General features: G+C 64.5%; 21 protein-coding genes. 16 read left to right on the top strand and 5 right to left on the bottom strand.

Annotated elements, in window-relative coordinates; translation table 11 throughout:
• Nucleotides 1-32 precede the first annotated feature (32 nt).
• Both G7Y85_RS11455 and G7Y85_RS11450 read left to right on the top strand, forming a co-directional pair.
• Complete coding sequence (locus G7Y85_RS11455; protein ID WP_166256764.1) at nucleotides 33-437, top strand: DUF2946 family protein; 405 nt, start codon at nucleotides 33-35, stop codon at nucleotides 435-437.
• Nucleotides 438-515: 78 nt separating this feature from the next.
• On the top strand, nucleotides 516-1,496 hold the full coding sequence (locus G7Y85_RS11450) for a transporter (RefSeq protein WP_166256761.1): 981 nt from the start codon (nucleotides 516-518) through the stop codon (nucleotides 1,494-1,496).
• A gap of 48 nt (nucleotides 1,497-1,544) precedes the next feature.
• Here the strand turns inward: G7Y85_RS11450 and G7Y85_RS11445 are convergent, their stop codons facing one another.
• The 4 genes from G7Y85_RS11445 to G7Y85_RS11430 form a co-directional block, all read right to left on the bottom strand.
• A complete protein-coding gene (locus G7Y85_RS11445) occupies nucleotides 1,545-2,012 on the bottom strand; it encodes a peroxiredoxin family protein (protein ID WP_166256758.1) in 468 nt (155 codons plus the stop codon).
• A 152-nt stretch (nucleotides 2,013-2,164) separates the two neighbouring features.
• Nucleotides 2,165-2,683: a hypothetical protein gene (locus G7Y85_RS11440; protein ID WP_166256755.1), complete on the bottom strand. Its 519-nt coding sequence runs from the start codon at nucleotides 2,681-2,683 to the stop codon at nucleotides 2,165-2,167.
• Nucleotides 2,680-3,312, bottom strand: a complete 633-nt coding sequence (locus tag G7Y85_RS11435; protein WP_166256752.1) for a peroxiredoxin — start codon at nucleotides 3,310-3,312, stop codon at nucleotides 2,680-2,682. Before G7Y85_RS11435 ends, G7Y85_RS11440 begins: the two co-directional genes overlap by 4 nt.
• Nucleotides 3,313-3,411: 99 nt before the next feature.
• On the bottom strand, nucleotides 3,412-4,773 hold the full coding sequence (locus G7Y85_RS11430) for an MATE family efflux transporter (protein ID WP_166256749.1): 1,362 nt from the start codon (nucleotides 4,771-4,773) through the stop codon (nucleotides 3,412-3,414).
• 205 nt (nucleotides 4,774-4,978) lie between these two features.
• Between G7Y85_RS11430 and cutA the strand changes: the two genes are divergently transcribed.
• The 9 genes from cutA to hemH all read left to right on the top strand — a co-directional run bounded on the left by cutA (nucleotide 4,979) and on the right by hemH (nucleotide 12,942).
• Nucleotides 4,979-5,284, top strand: coding sequence for a divalent-cation tolerance protein CutA (gene cutA, locus G7Y85_RS11425; protein ID WP_166256746.1), 306 nt, complete (start codon nucleotides 4,979-4,981; stop codon nucleotides 5,282-5,284).
• Nucleotides 5,275-5,718, top strand: coding sequence for a protein-disulfide reductase DsbD N-terminal domain-containing protein (locus G7Y85_RS11420; protein WP_166256743.1), 444 nt, complete (start codon nucleotides 5,275-5,277; stop codon nucleotides 5,716-5,718). Before cutA ends, G7Y85_RS11420 begins: the two co-directional genes overlap by 10 nt.
• Nucleotides 5,715-6,251, top strand: a complete 537-nt coding sequence (locus G7Y85_RS11415; RefSeq protein WP_166256740.1) for a TlpA family protein disulfide reductase — start codon at nucleotides 5,715-5,717, stop codon at nucleotides 6,249-6,251. The genes G7Y85_RS11420 and G7Y85_RS11415 overlap by 4 nt, the downstream gene beginning before the upstream one ends.
• 130 nt (nucleotides 6,252-6,381) lie before the next feature.
• The gene (aroQ, locus tag G7Y85_RS11410; protein ID WP_166256737.1) at nucleotides 6,382-6,825 is read left to right on the top strand and encodes a type II 3-dehydroquinate dehydratase; all 444 of its coding nucleotides are present in this window, start codon (nucleotides 6,382-6,384) and stop codon (nucleotides 6,823-6,825) included.
• Nucleotides 6,826-6,849: 24 nt separating this feature from the next.
• Nucleotides 6,850-7,314: an acetyl-CoA carboxylase biotin carboxyl carrier protein gene (gene accB / locus G7Y85_RS11405; RefSeq protein ID WP_166256734.1), complete on the top strand. Its 465-nt coding sequence runs from the start codon at nucleotides 6,850-6,852 to the stop codon at nucleotides 7,312-7,314.
• A 46-nt stretch (nucleotides 7,315-7,360) separates the two neighbouring features.
• On the top strand, nucleotides 7,361-8,722 hold the full coding sequence (accC, locus tag G7Y85_RS11400) for an acetyl-CoA carboxylase biotin carboxylase subunit (RefSeq protein ID WP_166256731.1): 1,362 nt from the start codon (nucleotides 7,361-7,363) through the stop codon (nucleotides 8,720-8,722).
• Between the two features lie 174 nt (nucleotides 8,723-8,896).
• Entirely contained in the window at nucleotides 8,897-10,186 is a 1,290-nt protein-coding gene (locus tag G7Y85_RS11395; protein WP_166256728.1) for an acetyl-CoA C-acetyltransferase, read from the top strand.
• Between the two features lie 127 nt (nucleotides 10,187-10,313).
• Nucleotides 10,314-11,804, top strand: coding sequence for an APC family permease (locus tag G7Y85_RS11390; protein ID WP_166256725.1), 1,491 nt, complete (start codon nucleotides 10,314-10,316; stop codon nucleotides 11,802-11,804).
• Nucleotides 11,805-11,862: 58 nt separating this feature from the next.
• A complete protein-coding gene (hemH, locus tag G7Y85_RS11385) occupies nucleotides 11,863-12,942 on the top strand; it encodes a ferrochelatase (RefSeq protein ID WP_166256722.1) in 1,080 nt (359 codons plus the stop codon).
• A 121-nt stretch (nucleotides 12,943-13,063) separates the two neighbouring features.
• On the opposite strand, the gene G7Y85_RS11380 is transcribed toward hemH, so the two are convergent.
• The gene (locus tag G7Y85_RS11380) at nucleotides 13,064-14,224 is read right to left on the bottom strand and encodes an OmpA family protein (protein WP_166256719.1); all 1,161 of its coding nucleotides are present in this window, start codon (nucleotides 14,222-14,224) and stop codon (nucleotides 13,064-13,066) included.
• A gap of 202 nt (nucleotides 14,225-14,426) precedes the next feature.
• Between G7Y85_RS11380 and sohB the strand changes: the two genes are divergently transcribed.
• From sohB to G7Y85_RS11355, 5 genes are all read left to right on the top strand, one after another.
• Nucleotides 14,427-15,470 (top strand): protease SohB, encoded by a 1,044-nt coding sequence (sohB, locus tag G7Y85_RS11375; protein ID WP_166256716.1) that lies wholly within the window; start codon nucleotides 14,427-14,429, stop codon nucleotides 15,468-15,470.
• A 28-nt stretch (nucleotides 15,471-15,498) separates the two neighbouring features.
• Nucleotides 15,499-16,131, top strand: a complete 633-nt coding sequence (locus G7Y85_RS11370) for a YbhB/YbcL family Raf kinase inhibitor-like protein (RefSeq protein WP_166256713.1) — start codon at nucleotides 15,499-15,501, stop codon at nucleotides 16,129-16,131.
• Between the two features lie 82 nt (nucleotides 16,132-16,213).
• Nucleotides 16,214-17,638, top strand: coding sequence for a DegQ family serine endoprotease (locus tag G7Y85_RS11365; RefSeq protein ID WP_166256710.1), 1,425 nt, complete (start codon nucleotides 16,214-16,216; stop codon nucleotides 17,636-17,638).
• 86 nt (nucleotides 17,639-17,724) lie between these two features.
• Nucleotides 17,725-17,919: a hypothetical protein gene (locus G7Y85_RS11360; protein WP_166256707.1), complete on the top strand. Its 195-nt coding sequence runs from the start codon at nucleotides 17,725-17,727 to the stop codon at nucleotides 17,917-17,919.
• On the top strand, nucleotides 17,916-18,236 hold the full coding sequence (locus G7Y85_RS11355; RefSeq protein WP_166256704.1) for a cell division protein ZapA: 321 nt from the start codon (nucleotides 17,916-17,918) through the stop codon (nucleotides 18,234-18,236). Before G7Y85_RS11360 ends, G7Y85_RS11355 begins: the two co-directional genes overlap by 4 nt.
• The last annotated feature ends 41 nt before the right edge of the window (nucleotides 18,237-18,277 follow it).

Raw genomic sequence — 18,277 nt, 5'->3', positions numbered from 1 at the left:
CGCCGCCTTCTCCGCTGCTATGATCGCGGCCGATGTCGAGCGTCCGCCGCCACCGTCACACCATCCTGCTCTGGCTTGCACTGCTGGGCGTGCTGTATCGCGCGCTGATTCCGCCGGGCTTCATGCCGGTCATGACGCACACCGCTCGGGGCACGGTGCTCGGCCTCGCGATGTGCTACGGCCAGGGCCCGGTCACGATCGGTCAGAACCCGGCAAGATCGGGCGACGCCGGCCACACCGGGCACGGCGCCGATCGACAGGAGCCGCAATGCCCGTTTGCGGCGGCTGCGACTCCGGCTCTGCCATACGTTGCCAGCCTGTCGCCGGCGCCGGCAGCCGCGCCGGCACGGCAACAGGAACCCGTCGTCGAGAGCGCGGCGAACGACACGGCGAATTACCTGCGGCCGCCAAGCCGGGCGCCACCCGAGCAGTCCTGAATTCCGACGCTGGTTTGCGGTTCCGCGACGCGCGGAACCTTTGCGTGCACCCGCACGCCCGTCAATTCCGGACACCTCATGATTCACTCACACTCCAACGCCCCCCTGCGCGCGCTTGTTCTGTCGCTGATTGCCGCCGGCACGTCGTCGCTGCCGTTGCGGGCCTCGGCCTGCTCCAGTTGCGGCTGCAACATCGGCGTCGAATGGGCCGACTCCGGCTATTCCACTGCCGCCGGCCTGCGCCTCGATCTGCGCTATGACTTCATCAACCAGGACCAGTTGCGCTACGGCGCGCATGCGGTACGACGCCGCGACGTCGAAATTCCCAACGAGGAGGAAATCCAGCAAGGCACGCTGACGCGCTTCTACACGCTGGGTCTCGACTACAGCATCGATCACGACTGGGGGCTCAGCGTGCAACTGCCGACGCTGCAGCGCGAGCACCAGACCATCGACGAAGGCGATACCGGGATCACAGGCTCGTCGACCAGCGGCATCGGCGACTTGCGCGTCATCGGCCGCTACCAGGGCTTCTTCGCCGATCACAGCTGGGGCTTGCAGTTCGGCCTGCAACTGCCGACCGGCAAAATCGATGATCGCTTCGATCGCGGCGCGGAGGCGGGCGAGACCCTCGATCGCGGACTGCAGAATGGCACCGGCACGACCGACCTCATCGTCGGCGTGTACCACTACGCCGCGTTGAGCCGCGACTGGGATCGCTTCGAGCAGCTGCAGCTGAAGCAGGCGCTCGATACGCGGGACGGTTTCCGGCCGGGAACGCAGATCAGCCTCAATGCCGGACTGCGCTACGTGGGCTTCACGGGCTTCATCCCGCAATTGCAGATCAACAGCCGGATCGAAGGCCACGAGACCGGAGCAGAGGCGGATTACCAGAACAGCGGCAGCCAGGTGATCGCGCTGAGTCCGGGCGTCAGCGCCGGCATCGGCGGGCAGGTTTCGTTGTCCGGCTTCCTGCAGCTGCCGGTGTACCAGCACTACACGGGCTACCAACTGGCGCCGCACTACATCGCCAGCGTCAACCTCGGCTATCGCTTCTGAGACCGCCGCAAGTCTCCTGAAGCGACAGCCGGAGCCGGCCGGACTGCTTCAGCGTTCGCGCAGCAGCGGTCCGACCTGCTTTTCCAGCGACGACAGGTCCCAGGTGACGCGCGCACCGACACCACCGTCGATGCGCAGCACACCGGCGCGATCGATCACGAAGGTGATCGGCAGACGCCAGATGCGCCCGTAGCCACCGGCCTGCACGTCGGCGCCGAGCGCGACCGGAAAATCGAAATCCTGAGCGAGCGCACGTACACGCGCTGTCTGGTCGGCATCGTCGACGCTGATGGCCAGTACACTCAGGCCGTCGTCGTGGTGCGCCTGATAGAACGCTTCGAATGCCGGCAGCTCGACGCGACAGGGACCACACCAGGTCGCCCAGAAATTGACGATCACGACTTCGCCGCGATGCTGCTGCAAGCTGTACTTCAGGCCGTCGAGTGTGGTCGCGGTCAGCGGCGGCGCCGGCTTGCCGGCAAGGCTGGCCGCCCAGCCCGGTGACGCCAGCAGCATGGCGGCAAACAGAAAGGCCCGGCCGCCGACCGCGACGCCGCGACGGCAAGCCGATCGCTTCGCGCGCTCAGCGGCGCGGACGCTACCGGCAACCGTCGCCGGCCGGATTGCAGAGGAAGCAGGGTCGAGCACCCCCGCTTCCGGCGCATGGCTCACGGACTCGCACCGGAGGTTTCCGCCCGGCGCCGGTAGTAGCCATCGAAGCTGATCGTCGCAGGCTTTCCGGCCGGAATCGTTTCCCAGCGCTGGTTGACGCGACCGTCCGGCAGCGGCGTCCAGGTGATGCGTTCGGTGACGCGCGCAGCCGCCGGGCCATGCACGTTTTCGAGCACCATCGCCTTGCCGACCAGACCGCCATCGAGTTGCAACAGGGCGCCACTGTTGTCGACCCAGGTCTGGTGCCAGTGCCCGCTGGCAGCATCGTAGATGTTGAGACTCTCGCCTTCCGCGCCCTTGCTGCCGTGCCAGTGCTCGTGCAGCGCACAACCGCCTGCAACCGCTTCGACTTCGCTGGCACCGAGTGTGGTCCTGCCATCCGCGCTGCTGACCTGCCAGCGCCCGGCCCAGAAGTCGAACTGGTGCATTTCGGCAGCGGCGCACGGCGCCGGAGACGCCGGGCCGCCGTGGGCGGCGCCGGTGACGAGCAGCAAGGCCGCGGCGACCCGCTTCACGGCGACGGCTTGACGATGCGCAGATAAGGCTTGAGCGTCTTCCAGCCCTGCGGAAACAGCTTCTTCGCCTCTTCGTCCTTGAGCGCAGGAACGATGATCGCGTCATCGCCCGGCTTCCAGTTCACCGGCGTCGCGAGCTTCTGCCGGTCGGTCAGTTGCAGCGAATCGATCACGCGCAGGATCTCCTCGAAATTGCGGCCGGTCGAGGCCGGATAGGTCAGCGTCAGGCGGATCTTCTTGTTCGGATCGATGATGAACACGCTGCGCACGGTGAAGGTGTCGCTGGCGTTCGGATGGATCATATCGTAGAGATCAGCGACCTTGCGGTCGGGGTCGGCGATCAGCGGAAAATTCAGCGCAGCGCCCTGCGTCTCCTCGATGTCCTTGCTCCAGCCATGATGGTCTTCGAGCTTGTCAACCGACAGGCCGATCGCCTTGACGTGGCGCTTGTCGAATTCCGGCTTGAGCCTGGCGGTGTAGCCCAGTTCGGTCGTGCACACCGGCGTGTAGTTCTTCGGGTGCGAAAACAGTACACCCCAGGAATCGCCGAGCCAGTCGTGGAAGCGGATGCGCCCTTCGGTCGTTTCGGTCTCGAAATCTGGTGCGGTATCGCCGAGTCTGAGGCTCATGTCTGGTTCTCCGTCCGGGGGAAGGCGCCTATTAAGGACCTTCAGCCGAGCGAGTTCAAGGCATAAGCAAAGACAGCTTTGGCGGTCTTTGCTTGGCTGTCACGCGGCGCGCCAGGCTGCGCGCGTCTGGCGCAGAAAGCGCGTCGACAGACCGACTGCGGCGATGCTGAGGCCGCCGATGAATCCGCACCAGACACCGGATGGACCGAGCGCCGTCCTGAACGTCAGCGTCGTCGCGAGCGGCAGGCCGACCACCCAGTACGCGGCGACGGTGATCATCATCGGCACGCGTGTGTCCTTGATGCCGCGCAGCGCACCGCCCGACGTCGCCTGGATGCAGTCGACGATCTGGAACAGCGCGGCATAGGCGAGGAAGCCGACGGCGATATGCGCGACCGCATCGACGTTGGTGTACAGCGCAACGATCGCGCGCGGCGCCAGCAGCATCAGGCTCGCCGAGAACAGCGCGAAGCAGACGCCGATCAACATGCCGGCGCGACCGCGCAGTGCGATCGCCGCTGCATTGCCGGCACCGACCGCGTGACCGACACGCACGGTCGCCGCCATGCCGATCGACAGCGGAATCATGAACATCAGCGACGCCCAGTTGATCGCGATCTGGTGCGCCGCCATGGTCTCGGCACCGAAACGCGCGATCAGCAGCGCGCCGATCTGGAACAGGCTGGCCTCGGCCGTCAGGATCGCGGCGATCGGCAGACCGAGGCGCAAGACCTGCGCCGCCGCAACGCGCCACGACCACGGTCCGCCGCCCAGTACCCGCAGTGCATGCAGACGCGGCGTACGCCGATACTGGGCCGCATAGACGAACACCATCGCGCAACTGGCGATCGACAGCGCGTAGCCGGCGCCGCGCGGACCAAGGTTCGGCAAACCGAAATGGCCATACATGAATCCGTACCCGAGCGTGCCGTTGACCAGCAGGCCGACCAGGCCTGCGACCAGCGACAATCGCGTGAGTCCGTGCGCGTCGGCGGCGTTGCGCTGCGCGAAGTTGATGCAGGTCGGAACCGGAGCCCAGACCAGCGCGCGCAGGTAGCCATCCGCATAGACGCGCGTATCGGTGGTGAGCGACAGCAGATCGAGTACCGGCTCGCGGACCAGATGCAGCAGCAAGACCCACACACCGCCCATCAGCAGTGCCAGCACCAGCGCACCCCGCACGAAGCGCCCGATCGCCTGCGCGTCCTCATCCGCACCGACCTTCTGCGCAACGATCGGCGAAACGGCCATGAACAGGCCGGAGAAGAACACGAACATCAGGAAGAAGACGTTGGCGCCGACCGCGACCGCAGCCAGCTGCGGCGCGCCGAGACGTCCGGCGAGTATGGTATCGACCGTGCCCATGCTGACGAACGACAGCTGCGCGGCAACGATCGGCCAGGCCAGACGGAAATACTCGCGCAATTCGCGGCGCAGAGCAGAGGGTTCGAGGTGCTGCATGACGATGGACCGCAGGTGATCTCCCGCCGTCGGCGGGAACGAAAACGACCGCCAGGAGCGACGGGGCGCGTAGTCTGGGCATTTTCGCTCAGGGATGCCAGCGCGCGGATGGCGGCTCCGCTCGGACCGACGCGGACGGCGACGCGCCCGCAGCGAACGATTTAAGCTGCGCGGCATGCGTCACTCCCCGGTCGCCTGATCCATGATGTCCATCACGCTCGTCAGCTGTCCGCCCGAGCACGCGGACTGTCTCGCGCGGTCGCTGGTCGATGCACGAGTCGCCGCCTGCGTCAGCGTGCTGCCGCGGCTTCGCTCGGTCTATCGCTGGCAGAACGCGGTCGAACACGCTGACGAAGCCCTGCTGGTGATCAAGCATCCAAGCGCGGCGTTCGAGGCCGTGCGCAGCGCGGTGCTGCAGGCACATCCCTACGAACTTCCCGAGATCGTCGCGGTCAGTGTCGACAAGGTTCATCCCCCCTATCTCGACTGGATACTCGCTTCGTGCTCCTGATCCGCTGGCTCGGCACCGCTGCGCTTGGCATCGTGCTGAGCGCGTCGGCGCGACCGTTCGAAAGACTGTCGTCGACCGACGATCTGCTGCCGGCGGCGCAGGCGTTCTCGCTGCTGCCGGTCGAATACCATGACCACCATCTGCATCTGAGCTGGAACATTGCCCCTGGCTACTACCTGTATCGCCAGCGCATTCGCGTTGAAGTGCTGGCGCCGAGTCGCGTCGGACTGCAAGCCATCCGTCTGCCGCAGGGCATTGCTCACGTCGACGAGCATTTCGGTTCGGTGCAGATTTATCGCGAGCTGCTCGACGCCGATGTGCCGACCATCGGCCCCCTGAACGCGCCATTGCGCCTGCGCGTCAGCTATCAGGGCTGCGCCGATGCCGGCGTCTGCTATCCCCCGCAAACCGTCGTCCAGACCATTCGCCGATGAACATGCGCAAGTCCGTACCCGTCGCCATCGTGCTGTCGCTCGCCGCCCTGGCCGGCGGCGCTCTGCTGTATCGCCATCTCGCGGCCAACACGACCTCGGAACCGGTATCGGCAGCGGCACCGGCGGTGAACTTCATCACGCTCGACGGCCGCACGCTGAGCCTGGCGTCGCTGCACGGGCACTGGGTATTGATCAATTTCTGGGCATCCTGGTGTGCGCCCTGCATCGACGAGTTGCCGAACTTCGTGCGTGCGCAGGACCAGTACAGCGGCTTGGGTCTGAAAGTCATCGGCCCCGCACTCGACGAAGCCGACGCGGTGCGTCCGATGCTGGCGCGCTTCAAGATCAATTATCCGGTGACCGCAGACTTCGCCAGCGGCGATCTGGCGATGCGCGCCTTCGGCAACGACAAGGGTGCCTTGCCGTTTACCGTGCTGATCGATCCCGACGGCTTTATCGTCGAACGCAATCTCGGCGGATTGAGCAGCGACGAGTTGGACGGACTGCTGCAACGCCACCTCGGCAAATCCTGAACGATCGTTCGTCTAAAACGTACGAAAAAGCCTCGATCTTGTCGGCAACTTCCTGCAAATCGATCTTGAGCTTGTATTCGCAGGAGCGTCCCTGCAGAATCGGTGACTCCCGCGAACGAGACCGACGCGCTTGAGCCAGCTGCTGCTGATCAACGGCCCCAATCTGAACCTGCTGGGCAGCCGTGAACCCGAGGTTTATGGACGCCGGACGCTGGCGGACATCGAATCTGCGCTGAGTTCGGCCGCTGCGCGACTGGGCCACCAGCTGAGCTGCTTCCAGAGCAACCACGAAGGCGCACTGGTCGATCGCGTGCAGCAGGCCAGGTCGGAGGCGGTTGCGTTCATCCTGATCAATCCGGGCGCCTACACCCATACCAGCGTTGCCCTGCGCGATGCGCTGCTGGCGGTGGCAATCCCGTTCATCGAAATTCACCTGTCGAACGTCCACGCCCGTGAGACGTTCCGCAAGCATTCCTATCTTTCCGACATCGCCTTGGGCGTGATTGCCGGCTGCGGTGCGCTGGGTTACCAGCTCGCCTTGCAGGCTGCGCATGAGCGCCTCTCGCAAACCTGAAAACGCATCCCCAGGGAGGGAGCAATGGATTTACGCAAGATCAAGACGCTGATCGATCTCGTCGAGCAGTCGGGCATTTCCGAGCTCGAAGTGCGCGAAGGCGAAGAGTCGGTTCGCATCAGCCGCCAGATCGCGCAGGCGCCGGTCACGTACATGCAGGCGCCGCAAGTCGCCGCGCCGCAGACCGCTGCCGTCACGGCACCGGCGGCTGCGGCACCGGCCGCAGCCGCAGTTGCCGCGCCGGCAGCCGACAACCGCCACATCGTCAAGGCGCCGATGGTCGGCACGTTCTATCGTTCGCCGTCGCCGGGTGCCAAGTCGTTCGTCGAAGTCGGACAGACGGTCAAGGCCGGTCAGGTGCTGTGCATCATCGAGGCAATGAAGATGCTCAACCAGATCGAGTCGGACAAGGCCGGCGTCGTCGTCGAAGTCTTCGCCGACAACGAGAAGCCGGTGGAATTCGATCAGCCGCTGTTCGCCATTGAGTGATGCGCGATGAACCAGCTCCCCCGACAGATGGCCTGAAGCCGCGGCCATGAAAGAAATCAAGAAAATCCTGATCGCCAATCGTGGCGAAATCGCCCTCCGCATCCTGCGCTGCTGCCGGGAACTCGGCATCAAGACCGTCGCCGTCTATTCGACCGCCGACCGTGAGCAGAAGCACGTCGCGCTGGCCGACGAGGCCGTCTGCATCGGACCGCCGCAGGCCGGCCGCTCGTACCTGAACATGGCCGCGATCATCTCGGCCGCCGAGGTCACGCAGGCCGACGCGATTCATCCGGGCTACGGCTTCCTGTCCGAGAACGCGGACTTTGCGGAATCCGTCGAAAAGTCCGGCTTCATCTTCATCGGCCCCAAGGCCGAGACGATACGTCTGATGGGCTCGAAGACCAACGCCAAGGCGGAGATGATTGCCGCCGGCGTGCCCTGCGTACCCGGCAGCAACGGCGTCCTGCCGGACGACGATGACGAGTGCGTCCGCATTGCCGAGCAGGTCGGGTATCCGGTACTGATCAAGGCCGCCTGCGGTGGCGGCGGCCGCGGCATGCACGTCGTGCGCAGCGAAGTCGACCTGGTGCAGAAAGTCCATCTCGCACGCAGCGAGGCGCTCGCCGCGTTCAAGGACGGCTCGGTGTTCATGGAGAAATACCTGGAGACGCCCCGCCATATCGAGTTTCAGGTGCTGTCCGACGGCCAGGGCAACGCCATCCATCTCGGCGAGCGCGATTGCTCGATGCAGCGCCGCAACCAGAAGGTGGTCGAGGAATCCCCGGCGCCCGGCATCACCGACGAGCAGCGCGCCGAGATCGGCCATCTCTGCGTCGAGGCCTGCAAGCGCATCGGCTACCGTGGTGCCGGCACCTTCGAGTTCCTCTACGAAGAAGGGCACTTCTACTTCATCGAAATGAACACGCGCATCCAGGTCGAACATCCGGTTACTGAGATGGTGACGGGCGTCGACCTGATCAAGGAAATGATACGCATCGCCGACGGCAAGCCGCTGAAGAAGAAGCAGAGCAACATCCGCTTCCGCGGTCACGCGATCGAATGCCGTATCAATGCCGAGAACGCGCGCAGCTTCATCCCCTCGCCCGGCGAGATCAAGAAGTACCACCAACCCGGTGGCCCCGGCATCCGTCTCGATTCTCATTGCTACGCGGGCTACAAGGTGCCGCCACACTACGATTCGATGATCGGCAAGCTGGTCGCTTATGGGTCCGATCGCAAGTCGGCAATCGCTCGCATGCGCCAGGCCCTTGCCGAGATGGTCATCGAAGGCATCCAGACCAACATCCCGCTGCAGAGCCGCATCATGCGCGATCCGGTCTTCAAGGAAGGCACGCACCACATCCACTACCTGGAGAAGATGCTGGAGCAGTGGGCGTCGGAGTCCTGAGACCACTCAAGCAGCAGTTTCCGGAACGCGTACGAAAAGCCCCGCCCTGCGGGGCTTTTCGTCTATGGCAGGCAACACTTGATGACCACACTTCGTGGCGGCGCAGCAATAGCCAGCCCGACGAGCCGGGACTAAGCTCGCCGACGATTTCTTTTCCATTGCAGGAGATTTGACATGAAACCCTACGGCCGCAAGGTGGCGATTCTCGGTGGCTCGCGTATTCCGTTCGCGCGCTCAAACACCGCGTACGCGACGAAGTCGAATCAGGACATGCTGACCGCGGCCCTGAAGGGCGTGGTCGACAAGTTCCAGCTGCATGGCGAACGCCTTGGCGAGGTCGCTGCCGGCGCCGTGCTCAAGCATTCGCGCGATTTCAATTTGTGCCGCGAGTCCGTGCTGTCGTCCGGGCTGGCGCCGGAAACGGCCGCGTATGACTTGCAGATGGCCTGCGGCACGGGTCTGCAGGCGGCGATCAACGTTGCCAACAAGATCGCACTCGGCCAGATCGAGTCCGGCATCGGCGGCGGCGTCGACACGACCTCGGATGCACCGATCGCAGTCGGCGAGAAGCTGCGCAAGATCCTGCTCGAAGTGAACCGCGCCAAGACCACGGGCCAGCGCCTGGCCGCGCTGGCCAAGTTCCGGCCGGCGATGCTTGCCCCGCAGATTCCGACCAATGGCGAGCCGCGCACAAGAATGAGCATGGGCCAGCACACGGAAGTGATGGTCAAGGAATGGAAGATTCCGCGCGAGGCGCAGGACCTGCTGGCCTATGAATCGCACAAGAAAGCGGCGGCGGCCTACGACGCCGGCTTCTATGACGACCTAATCGTGCCGTTTGCGGGCCTGGAGCGCGACAACAACCTGCGTCCGGACATCACGCTCGAAAAGCTGGCGTCGTTGAGCCCGGCGTTCGATCGCAAGTCGGGCCAGGGCACGCTGACCGCCGGCAACTCCACGCCGCTGACCGACGGTGCATCGGCGGTATTGCTCGCCTCGGAAGACTGGGCCAAGGCACATGGCTTCAAGCCGCTCGCCTACATCACGCATGCGGAAACCGCGGCCGTCGATTTTGCCGGCAGCAAGCATGAAGGCCTGTTGATGGCACCGGCCTATGCAGTCGCCCGCATGCTCGAACGCGCGGGCCTGAGCCTCCAGGATTTCGATTTCTACGAGATTCACGAAGCCTTCGCCGGCCAGGTGCTGTGCACGCTGAAGGCCTGGGAAGACCCGAAATTCTGCAAGGAAAAACTCGGCCTGTCCGCGCCGCTCGGCTCCATCGATCGCGCCAAGATGAACGTCAAGGGTGGCAGTCTGGCAGCGGGCCATCCGTTTGCCGCCACCGGTGGGCGCATCCTCGCGACGCTGGCCAAGATCATCGACGAGAACAAGGGTGGTCGCGGCCTGATCTCGATCTGCGCGGCTGGCGGACTCGGCGTGACGGCGATCGTCGAGCGCGCCTGATCGATGTTCTGACGCAAGAGCCCGGTCCTCGCGCCGGGCTTTTGCGTTTCCGGGGCTTTTCCTCTTCAGACGCTGCGCAGGCTTTGTGCATAATCGAACGCTACTGCGATCTGGGGGATTTGCACCGATGAGCCTGCTGCGCACCAAGCCGGTACTGCCGGACGCCAACGACCGCGGCCTCAAACGCGTGCTGGGCGCCTGGGATCTGACTCTGCTGGGCGTCGGTGCGGTGATCGGCGCCGGCATCTTCGTGCTCACCGGCATCACCGCCGCCACGCAGGCCGGACCGGCCGTCGTGCTGTCGTTCCTGATTGCCGGTTTCGCCTGTGCCTGTGCTGCGCTGTCGTACGCCGAGCTCGCCAGTTCGATCGGCGGCGCCGGATCGGCCTACGGTTACGGCTACGCCAGCCTCGGTGAACTGCCGGCCTGGATCATCGGCTGGATGCTGCTCTGCGAATACATGGTTGCGATCCCGGCGGTAGCGACCGGCTGGTCGGGCTACGTCGTCAACTTCCTGCAGTCCATGGGCTCGGGGCTGCCGGATTTCCTGACACACGGACCGATCGACAAACTCACACCGGGCCTGATCAATCTGCCGGCGTTTCTGGTCGTGCTGGCAATCGGCCTGTTGCTGGCCTCCGGCGCCAAGATGAGCGCACTGTTCAATGCCGTGATGGTGGCGGTCAAGGTGGCAGCGATCCTGCTGTTCATCGGTGTCGCGGCATTTCATATCCATGCCGAGAACTGGACACCGTTCATTCCGCCGCTGGAAACCACCAGTGGCGCAGCCAGCGGTTTCAGCTGGGAAATGCGCCTGCTCGATGCAATCCAGCTGGGTCTGGGCTTCGGTGTCGGCGGCGAAACGCATTTCGGCGGCGTCGGCATCATGACCGGCGCGGCAACGATCTTCTTCGCTTATCTCGGCTTCGACGCGGTGTCGACCGCCGCCGAGGAAACCCGCAATCCGCAGCGCGATCTGCCGATCGGCATCCTCGGCTCGCTGGCGATCTGCACGGCGCTGTACATCATCGTCTCGCTGCTGCTGACCGGCATGGTCAGCTACCGAGAACTCAATGTTCCGTCGCCGGTCGCGCATGCGCTGCTGCAGATCGGCCAGACCACGGTCGCCGGCATCATCTCGATCGGCGCCATCGCCGGCCTCACGACCGTGATCCTCGTCATGTATTTCGGCCTCACGCGCGTGCTGTTCGCGATCGCCCACGATGGGCTGCTGCCAAAGTTCTTTGCCTACGTGAACCCGAAGACCGGAACACCGGTCGGCTCGATCGCCGCCGCCGGCGTGATCATGCTCGCGTTCTCCGGCTTCGTGCCCCTGGGTCGGCTGGCCGAGCTGGCCAACATCGGCACGCTGGGCGCATTCGTGGTGGTCTGCGCAGGCGTCATCGTCATGCGCCGTACCCACCCCGGCCTGCCGCGCCCGTTCAAGACGCCGGCCTCGCCGCTCGTGCCGTTGCTCGGCGTCCTGTCCTGCGGCTACCTGATGCTCAATCTCGCGACGTTCACGTGGACCGCGTTCGGCGCCTGGATGCTGATCGGCCTGCTCGTCTACTTCGCGTATTCGCGATCACACAGCGCGCTGGCGACGGCAAAGCATTGACCGATGTCCAGAGGATCATCGGCGTCGTCCGGCACGGCAGCTGCGTAAAATCCAGGCGATGAACACCGCCCCATCCGATCCCGTCCGCGCACACGATCAGGCGCAGCGCTGTGGCGTCCTGCTGGCCAATCTCGGCACGCCCGACGCACCGACGCCTGCCGCAATCCGCCGCTACCTCGCCGAGTTCCTCGGCGATCCGCGCGTCGTCGAAATTCCGCGCGCGCTGTGGTGGCCGATCCTGTACGGCTTCATCCTGCCATTTCGCCCGCGGCGTCTGGCGCACGCCTATCAGTCGATCTGGACAGCAGAAGGTTCGCCGCTGCTCGCGATCAGTCGCGCACAGCAGCGCGGCCTGCAATCCCGGCTCGGAGATGCCGTACCGGTTGCGCTCGGCATGCGCTACGGCACACCGTCGATCGGCGCAGCGCTGGACGAACTGCTGGAGCGCGGCGCGCGGCGCATCGCGGTGCTGCCCCTGTATCCGCAGTATTCGGCCACCACCACCGCCACGGTCTTCGAGGCCGTGGTCGATCGCGTGCGGCCGATGCGCTGGTGGCCGGAACTGCGCTTCGTCAATGGCTATCACGACGAGAGTGCATATATCGATGCGCTCGCCGAGTCGGTACGCGCGCATTGGGCACGAAACGGGCGCGGCGAACATCTGTTGATGTCGTTTCACTCGATCCCGGTGCGCTGCCTGCAAGCTGGCGATCCGTACTATTGCTTCAGTCAGAAAACCGCAAGACTGCTCGCCGCCGCGCTGGATCTGCCACCCGACGCCTGGACCTTGTCTTTCCAGTCCCGCATCGGGCGCGCGAAGTGGCTGTCACCCTACACCGATCTGGTCATCACACGACTCGCCCGCAGCGGCATCAAGACCGTCGACACGATCTGTCCTGGATTTTCGGCAGACTGTCTCGAAACGCTCGAAGAAGTGGCGCAGCGCTACAATGAGCAGTTCCGCGACGCCGGCGGCAGCGCGCTGCGTTACATCCCGGCGCTCAATGCCGACGATGCCCACCTGGATTTTCTCGCCGATCTGGTACACAGGCAGTTCGGCGGCCGGCTCACTGCGCAAGTTGCCGACCCGCATGCAAGTGCGGCCGAGCGCGTTGCGATGTTGCAACGCGGTTTCTGATTCGCGATCGCGGCGCCCAGCGACGCACCCCGCTTGCCGCACGCTGCAGAGCCGTAACGACGAGACAAAGAAAACCCCCGCTGCTCACGCAGCGGGGGCCTTGATCTACGGCAGTGCGAACTTACTCGCCGCGGGTGCGGGTTTCGGCACGACGGTTCTGTGCGCGTCCCTCTTCCGTGTCGTTGGTCGCGACCGGCTTGGACTCGCCGTAGGCGTAAGTGCTCAGGCGACCAGCCTCGACGCCTTTGCGCAGCAGATATTCCTTGACTGCATTGGCACGACGCTCGGACAGACCCTGGTTGTAGCCTTCGGTACCGACCGAGTCGGTATGACCGGAGATGTCGACCTTCAGGCTCGGATACTGCTCGGAAACCTTGTTGATGACATTGGCAGCGTCATCGAGCATCTGCTTCGAGTAGTCGGTCAGATCCGACTTGTCGAACGCGAAGTGCACGTCTTCGAAGCGCAGGTCCGCACCGGTGCCGGTGATCTTGAAGCGACCGGAACCCAGCGTGGTCGGGCAGCCCTTGTCGTCAACCGCAACGCCGGGCGGCGTTCCCGGGCACTGATCGATGCCGTCCGGCACGCCATCGCCGTCGGAATCCATCGGGCAACCCTTGGCATCGACCTTGACGCCCTTCGGGGTACCCGGGCAGAGATCGGCGTCGTCCGGCACACCGTCGCCGTCCGAATCCTTGACCGTTTCGGCTGCGCTGACCGGCTTCGGTCCGAGTGCCGCGACCAGACCGATCTTGACGACAGGTTCGCCGAAGCTGTTCGAGCCCGGCACGTCATTGGCATCGAGCCAGCGATAGCGGACATCGGCGCGCAGGCCGTAATTGCTGTCGCCGAAATACTTGAAGAAGCCGACGCCGGCGTCGACGAACGGGTCGGTCGACTTGTCGCCGGTGTTCTTCAGCTCGCTGCGCATGCCGCCGACGCCGATACCGACGTAGGGCGAGAACTTGCGATCACGCGAATAGAAGAACATGCCGTCGAGCTTGGCACCGTACTGGCGCCAGTTGTTCGGATTGGCAGCGCCGTCCTTGTCGAACTGGTCCCAGGAGCCGCTCAGTTCCCAGCCCCAGTACTGGTTGATCGCCTTGCCGACACCGACGAACCAGCCATTCCCGTTGTCCGAATTGCGGTCACTGTCTTCGAACGTGTACGTATAACCGCCACTGACATACGGCCGCATCTCCTGCTCGGATTCCTGCGCAAGCGCCGGCATGGCACAGGCAGCGAGCACGAGTGCCAGACCGGCACGGTGCATTGTTTTCATCGCCGAATCTCCCAACCTCTTGATTGTCCAGACAGCCCGAAAAGCGCTACGAAAGCCCTATTAGTATACGCAAGCCATTTTGCACTGCAGCGTAAATTGAAAATTTCGCTCACGGTCGCACTTGCCTTCCTTGGCTTCAGCAACGATTCTGCCGCGCGAATCCGAAGTTTTCCAGCTTCTACCCCCCGCTCAAAACCGCTAAATGACCGAATTCCTGATTCCTTACGCATTGTTTCTCGCCAAAACCGTGACCTGGGTCACGGCCCTGATCGTGCTGGCCGCCACGCTGGCCGGTCTGGCCCGCGGCGCGCGCAGCGCCGGCGGCCCGGAACGTCTGGATGTCCGCAATCTCAATCGGCGCTACGAAGGCCTCGCCGACTCCGTTCGCGACGAGGTCCTCGACCAGGCGCAACTCAAGGCGCTCGACAAGACGCGCAAGGGCGAATCCAAATCACGCAATAAGCTGGCCAAAAAGGGCAAGGCGCCGGACCGGCCGCGGGTTTACGCGCTGCGATTCCATGGCGACCTTCAGGCCTCGGCAGTCGACTCCCTGCGCGAGGAGATCAGTGCGGTGCTGCAGGTTGCCCGCGCCGGACAGGACGAGGTCCTGCTGCAGCTCGACAGCGAGGGCGGCATGGTGCACGGCTACGGACTTGCCGCCTCGCAGCTGGCCCGCCTGCGCAGTGCCGGCATCAAGCTGACCGTTGCCGTCGACAAGGTTGCGGCCAGCGGCGGGTATCTGATGGCCTGCGTTGCCGATCAGGTACTGGCCGCGCCATTCGCGATCGTCGGCTCGATCGGCGTCGTCGCGCAGCTGCCGAATTTCCATCGCCTGCTGAAACGCCTCGATGTCGATTACGAACTGCATACGGCCGGCGATTACAAGCGCACTCTGACCCTGTTCGGCGAAAACACCGACGCCGGCCGCGAGAAATTCCGCGTCGAGATCGAGGAAACCCACGCCCTGTTCAAGCGCTTCGTGCGCGAATATCGCCCGCAACTCGACATCGAACGCGTCGCCACCGGCGAACACTGGTTCGGTACCCAGGCGCTGGAACTCAAGCTCGTCGATCAGCTGCAGACCAGTGACGACTATCTGTTGCAGCGGGTCAAGGACGCCGAGCTGTTCTCGCTCAGCTTCCGACGCCGTCAGCGCCTCGCGCAACGGCTTGCCGAGGGTCTGGTCAAACTCGGTGTCGGCTTGCGTCGCAGCGTCCAGGAAACCACCATGCCGCGCTGGCACTGAAACCGCTGTCATTCGTCAAGGAGATTGCATGAAACTGTCCAGTCGCAGCCTGACATCGAGTGGCCGCATCGCCGGGCGCTGCGCGTTTGCGGTCCAGGCACCGTTCGGCCATGTCCGCCTCGGCCACAATCGCAATCCGCATCTGGCCTGGGCCGGAGCGCCGGCGACAACGCGAAGCTTTGCATTGACGATGATCGATGGTGACGCACCGACGCGTCCGGACGATGTCAATCGCGAAGGCCGTGTCGTGCCTGCTGCACTGCCGCGCGCCGAATTCGTGCACTGGCTGCTCGCCGACATGCCCGCCGCCGTGACCGAGATTGCCGAAGGCAGCTGCTGCGATTGCGTCACCGCGCACGGCAAGGCGCAGCCGCGCGGCCCGGAGGGCACCGTGCAGGGCGTCAACGACTACAGCGGCTGGTTCAAGGGCGACGCGGCCATGGAAGGCACATATCTCGGCTACGATGGCCCGTGCCCGCCCTGGAACGATGCGCTGACGCACCGCTACCGCTTCGAGGTGCTGGCGCTGGATCTCGACAGCTGCGGCCTGAAGAGCGGTTTTTCGGTCTCGGAACTGCGGCAGGTCGTCGACGGACATGTGCTGGCGCGCGGCTCGCTGGTCGGGCGTTACAGCCTGAATCCGGCCATACAGCTGCGCTGAGTCCGGCGCCACGCTGAAACTATTGCGTCCACCCGCGGTCTATCCGCCGCTGCCTGTTGCAGCGTGATCCGAGATTTTTTCGATGTCCAAAGAATTCACCGTCAAGCTCATTGCGCCGCTCGCGGTCTCTGCGTCCATCCTCGCTGCCGCCTTCATGATGTCGTCGGCGCCGCCACCGGCACACGCTGACATTCCCGCCACGCCAACCAACCAGCAGCTGCCGGTACAAGGGGGCGTGCCGTCGCTTGCGCCGATGCTGAAGCCGGTGATGCCGGCAATCGTCAACATTTCCGTGACGGGCGAAGTCGAAGTCCACAACCCGCTGATGGACGATCCGTTCTTCCGTCGCTTCTTCAACGCACCGGATCAGCCGCAGGAACGCGAATTCCAGTCGGTCGGCTCGGGCGTGATCGTCGACGCCGGCAAAGGCTACGTGATCACCAACAACCACGTCGTCAAGGATGCCAAGGAGATCAAGGTCCGCCTCAACGACGATCGCGAATTCGATGCAAAGCTGGTCGGCCGTGACGAAGGTACCGATGTCGCCGTGCTGCAGATCAAGGCGGACAATCTCACAGCGCTGCCGTTGGGCGATTCCGACAGCCTGCAGGTCGGCGACTTCGTGGTCGCGATCGGCTCGCCATACAACCTGCGCCAGACCGTCACCAGCGGCATCGTCTCGGCGCTCGGCCGCACCGGCATCAGCGACGGGCTCGGCGATTTCATCCAGACCGACGCTTCGATCAATCCCGGCAATTCCGGCGGCGCGCTCGTCAATCTGAAGGGCGAGCTGGTCGGCGTGCCGTCGATGATCTACTCGCAGTCCGGCGGCAACGTCGGCATCGGCTTCGCGATCCCGGTCAATCTCGTACACACGATCATGACGCAGCTGATCGACCACGGCTCGGTCGAGCGCGGCCACATCGGCATCGTCGGCGGCCAGGAAGTCACGCCCGAACTCGCCAAGGCGCTCAATCTGCCAAGCAACCGCGGTGCGCTGGTCGGTCGCGTCCTGCCGAAATCGCCGGCCGACAAGGCCGGGATCAAGGCCGGCGACCTGATCGTCGAGGCCAATGGCAAGCCGATCATCGACTTCGGCCAGTTGCGCAGTCTGGTCGGCCTGATGCGGGTCGGCGACAAGGTCGACCTCAAGCTCTACCGCGACGGCAAGCCGAAGGACGTCTCGGTCAAGATCGGCAAGGACGACAAGACCGAGACCGCCTCGATCAGCAAGGATGTCTCGCCGCGTCTGGCAGGTGCCACGTTCGCGCCGCTCGACGAGGAAACGGCCAATGCGGCCGATGTCGACAGCGGTGTGGTCGTCAAGGACGTGCAGCCGAATTCGGCCGCCGCCAATGTCGGCCTGCGTCCGGGCGACATCATCATCGCCATCAACCGCCAGCCGATCGAGTCGCTTGAGCAGTTCAACAAGCTGGTGGCCGGCAAGGGCCAGTTGCTGCTGCAGCTGCGCCGCGGTCCGGGCGCCCTGTTCCTGATCCTGCAGTAAGCGTGACGTAAGCCGGTATTCCGGCAGGCGGCGGTCCCGGTAGACGTTCTATACTGGGCCGCCGCCTTTTTTTGTTGTCGACCGCAATGATCGAAGCCGAACTCCAGCAGCTCGAAGATCGCGTGCAGCGCCTGATGGCAGCGTATCGCCAGTCGCGCCTTGAAGAGAAACGTGCCCTGCAGGAACGCGATCGTCTGCTGGCGCTGAATGCCGAGCTGCGGCGGCGCATCGAAGGCATCGTCGAGCGCGTGCGCTCGCTCGAATCGGAGCAGGAATCATGATCGCGAGCAAGGATCCGGGCGAATCGCTGAGTATCACCGTGCGCATCATGGGCAAGGAATACAATGTTGCCTGCCCGACCGAGGAGCACGAGGCGCTCGTCAAATCGGCCGATTACCTCAACGAGCGCATGGTCAGCATCCGCAAACGCGGCAAGGCGCTGGGCGCGGAGCGCATCGCCGTGATGGCCGCGCTCAACATTGCACGCGAGCTGCTCGAACTGAAGGGAGTCGAAGGCGTCGCCCAGCCGAACCCGGAAACCGTGCAGCGTCTGCGCCAGCTGGCACTCGACATCGACTCGACGATGTCGCTCGAATGACGAGCGGTCGAAGGACGCCGCGCGCCGCGTGATATTCTTTG

This window comes from Solimonas terrae (assembly GCF_011067135.1).
GTDB lineage: Bacteria > Pseudomonadota > Gammaproteobacteria > Nevskiales > Nevskiaceae > Solimonas > Solimonas terrae.
Note: the sequence above shows the minus strand (reverse complement) of the source record. Positions and strands in the feature narration are given on the sequence as shown.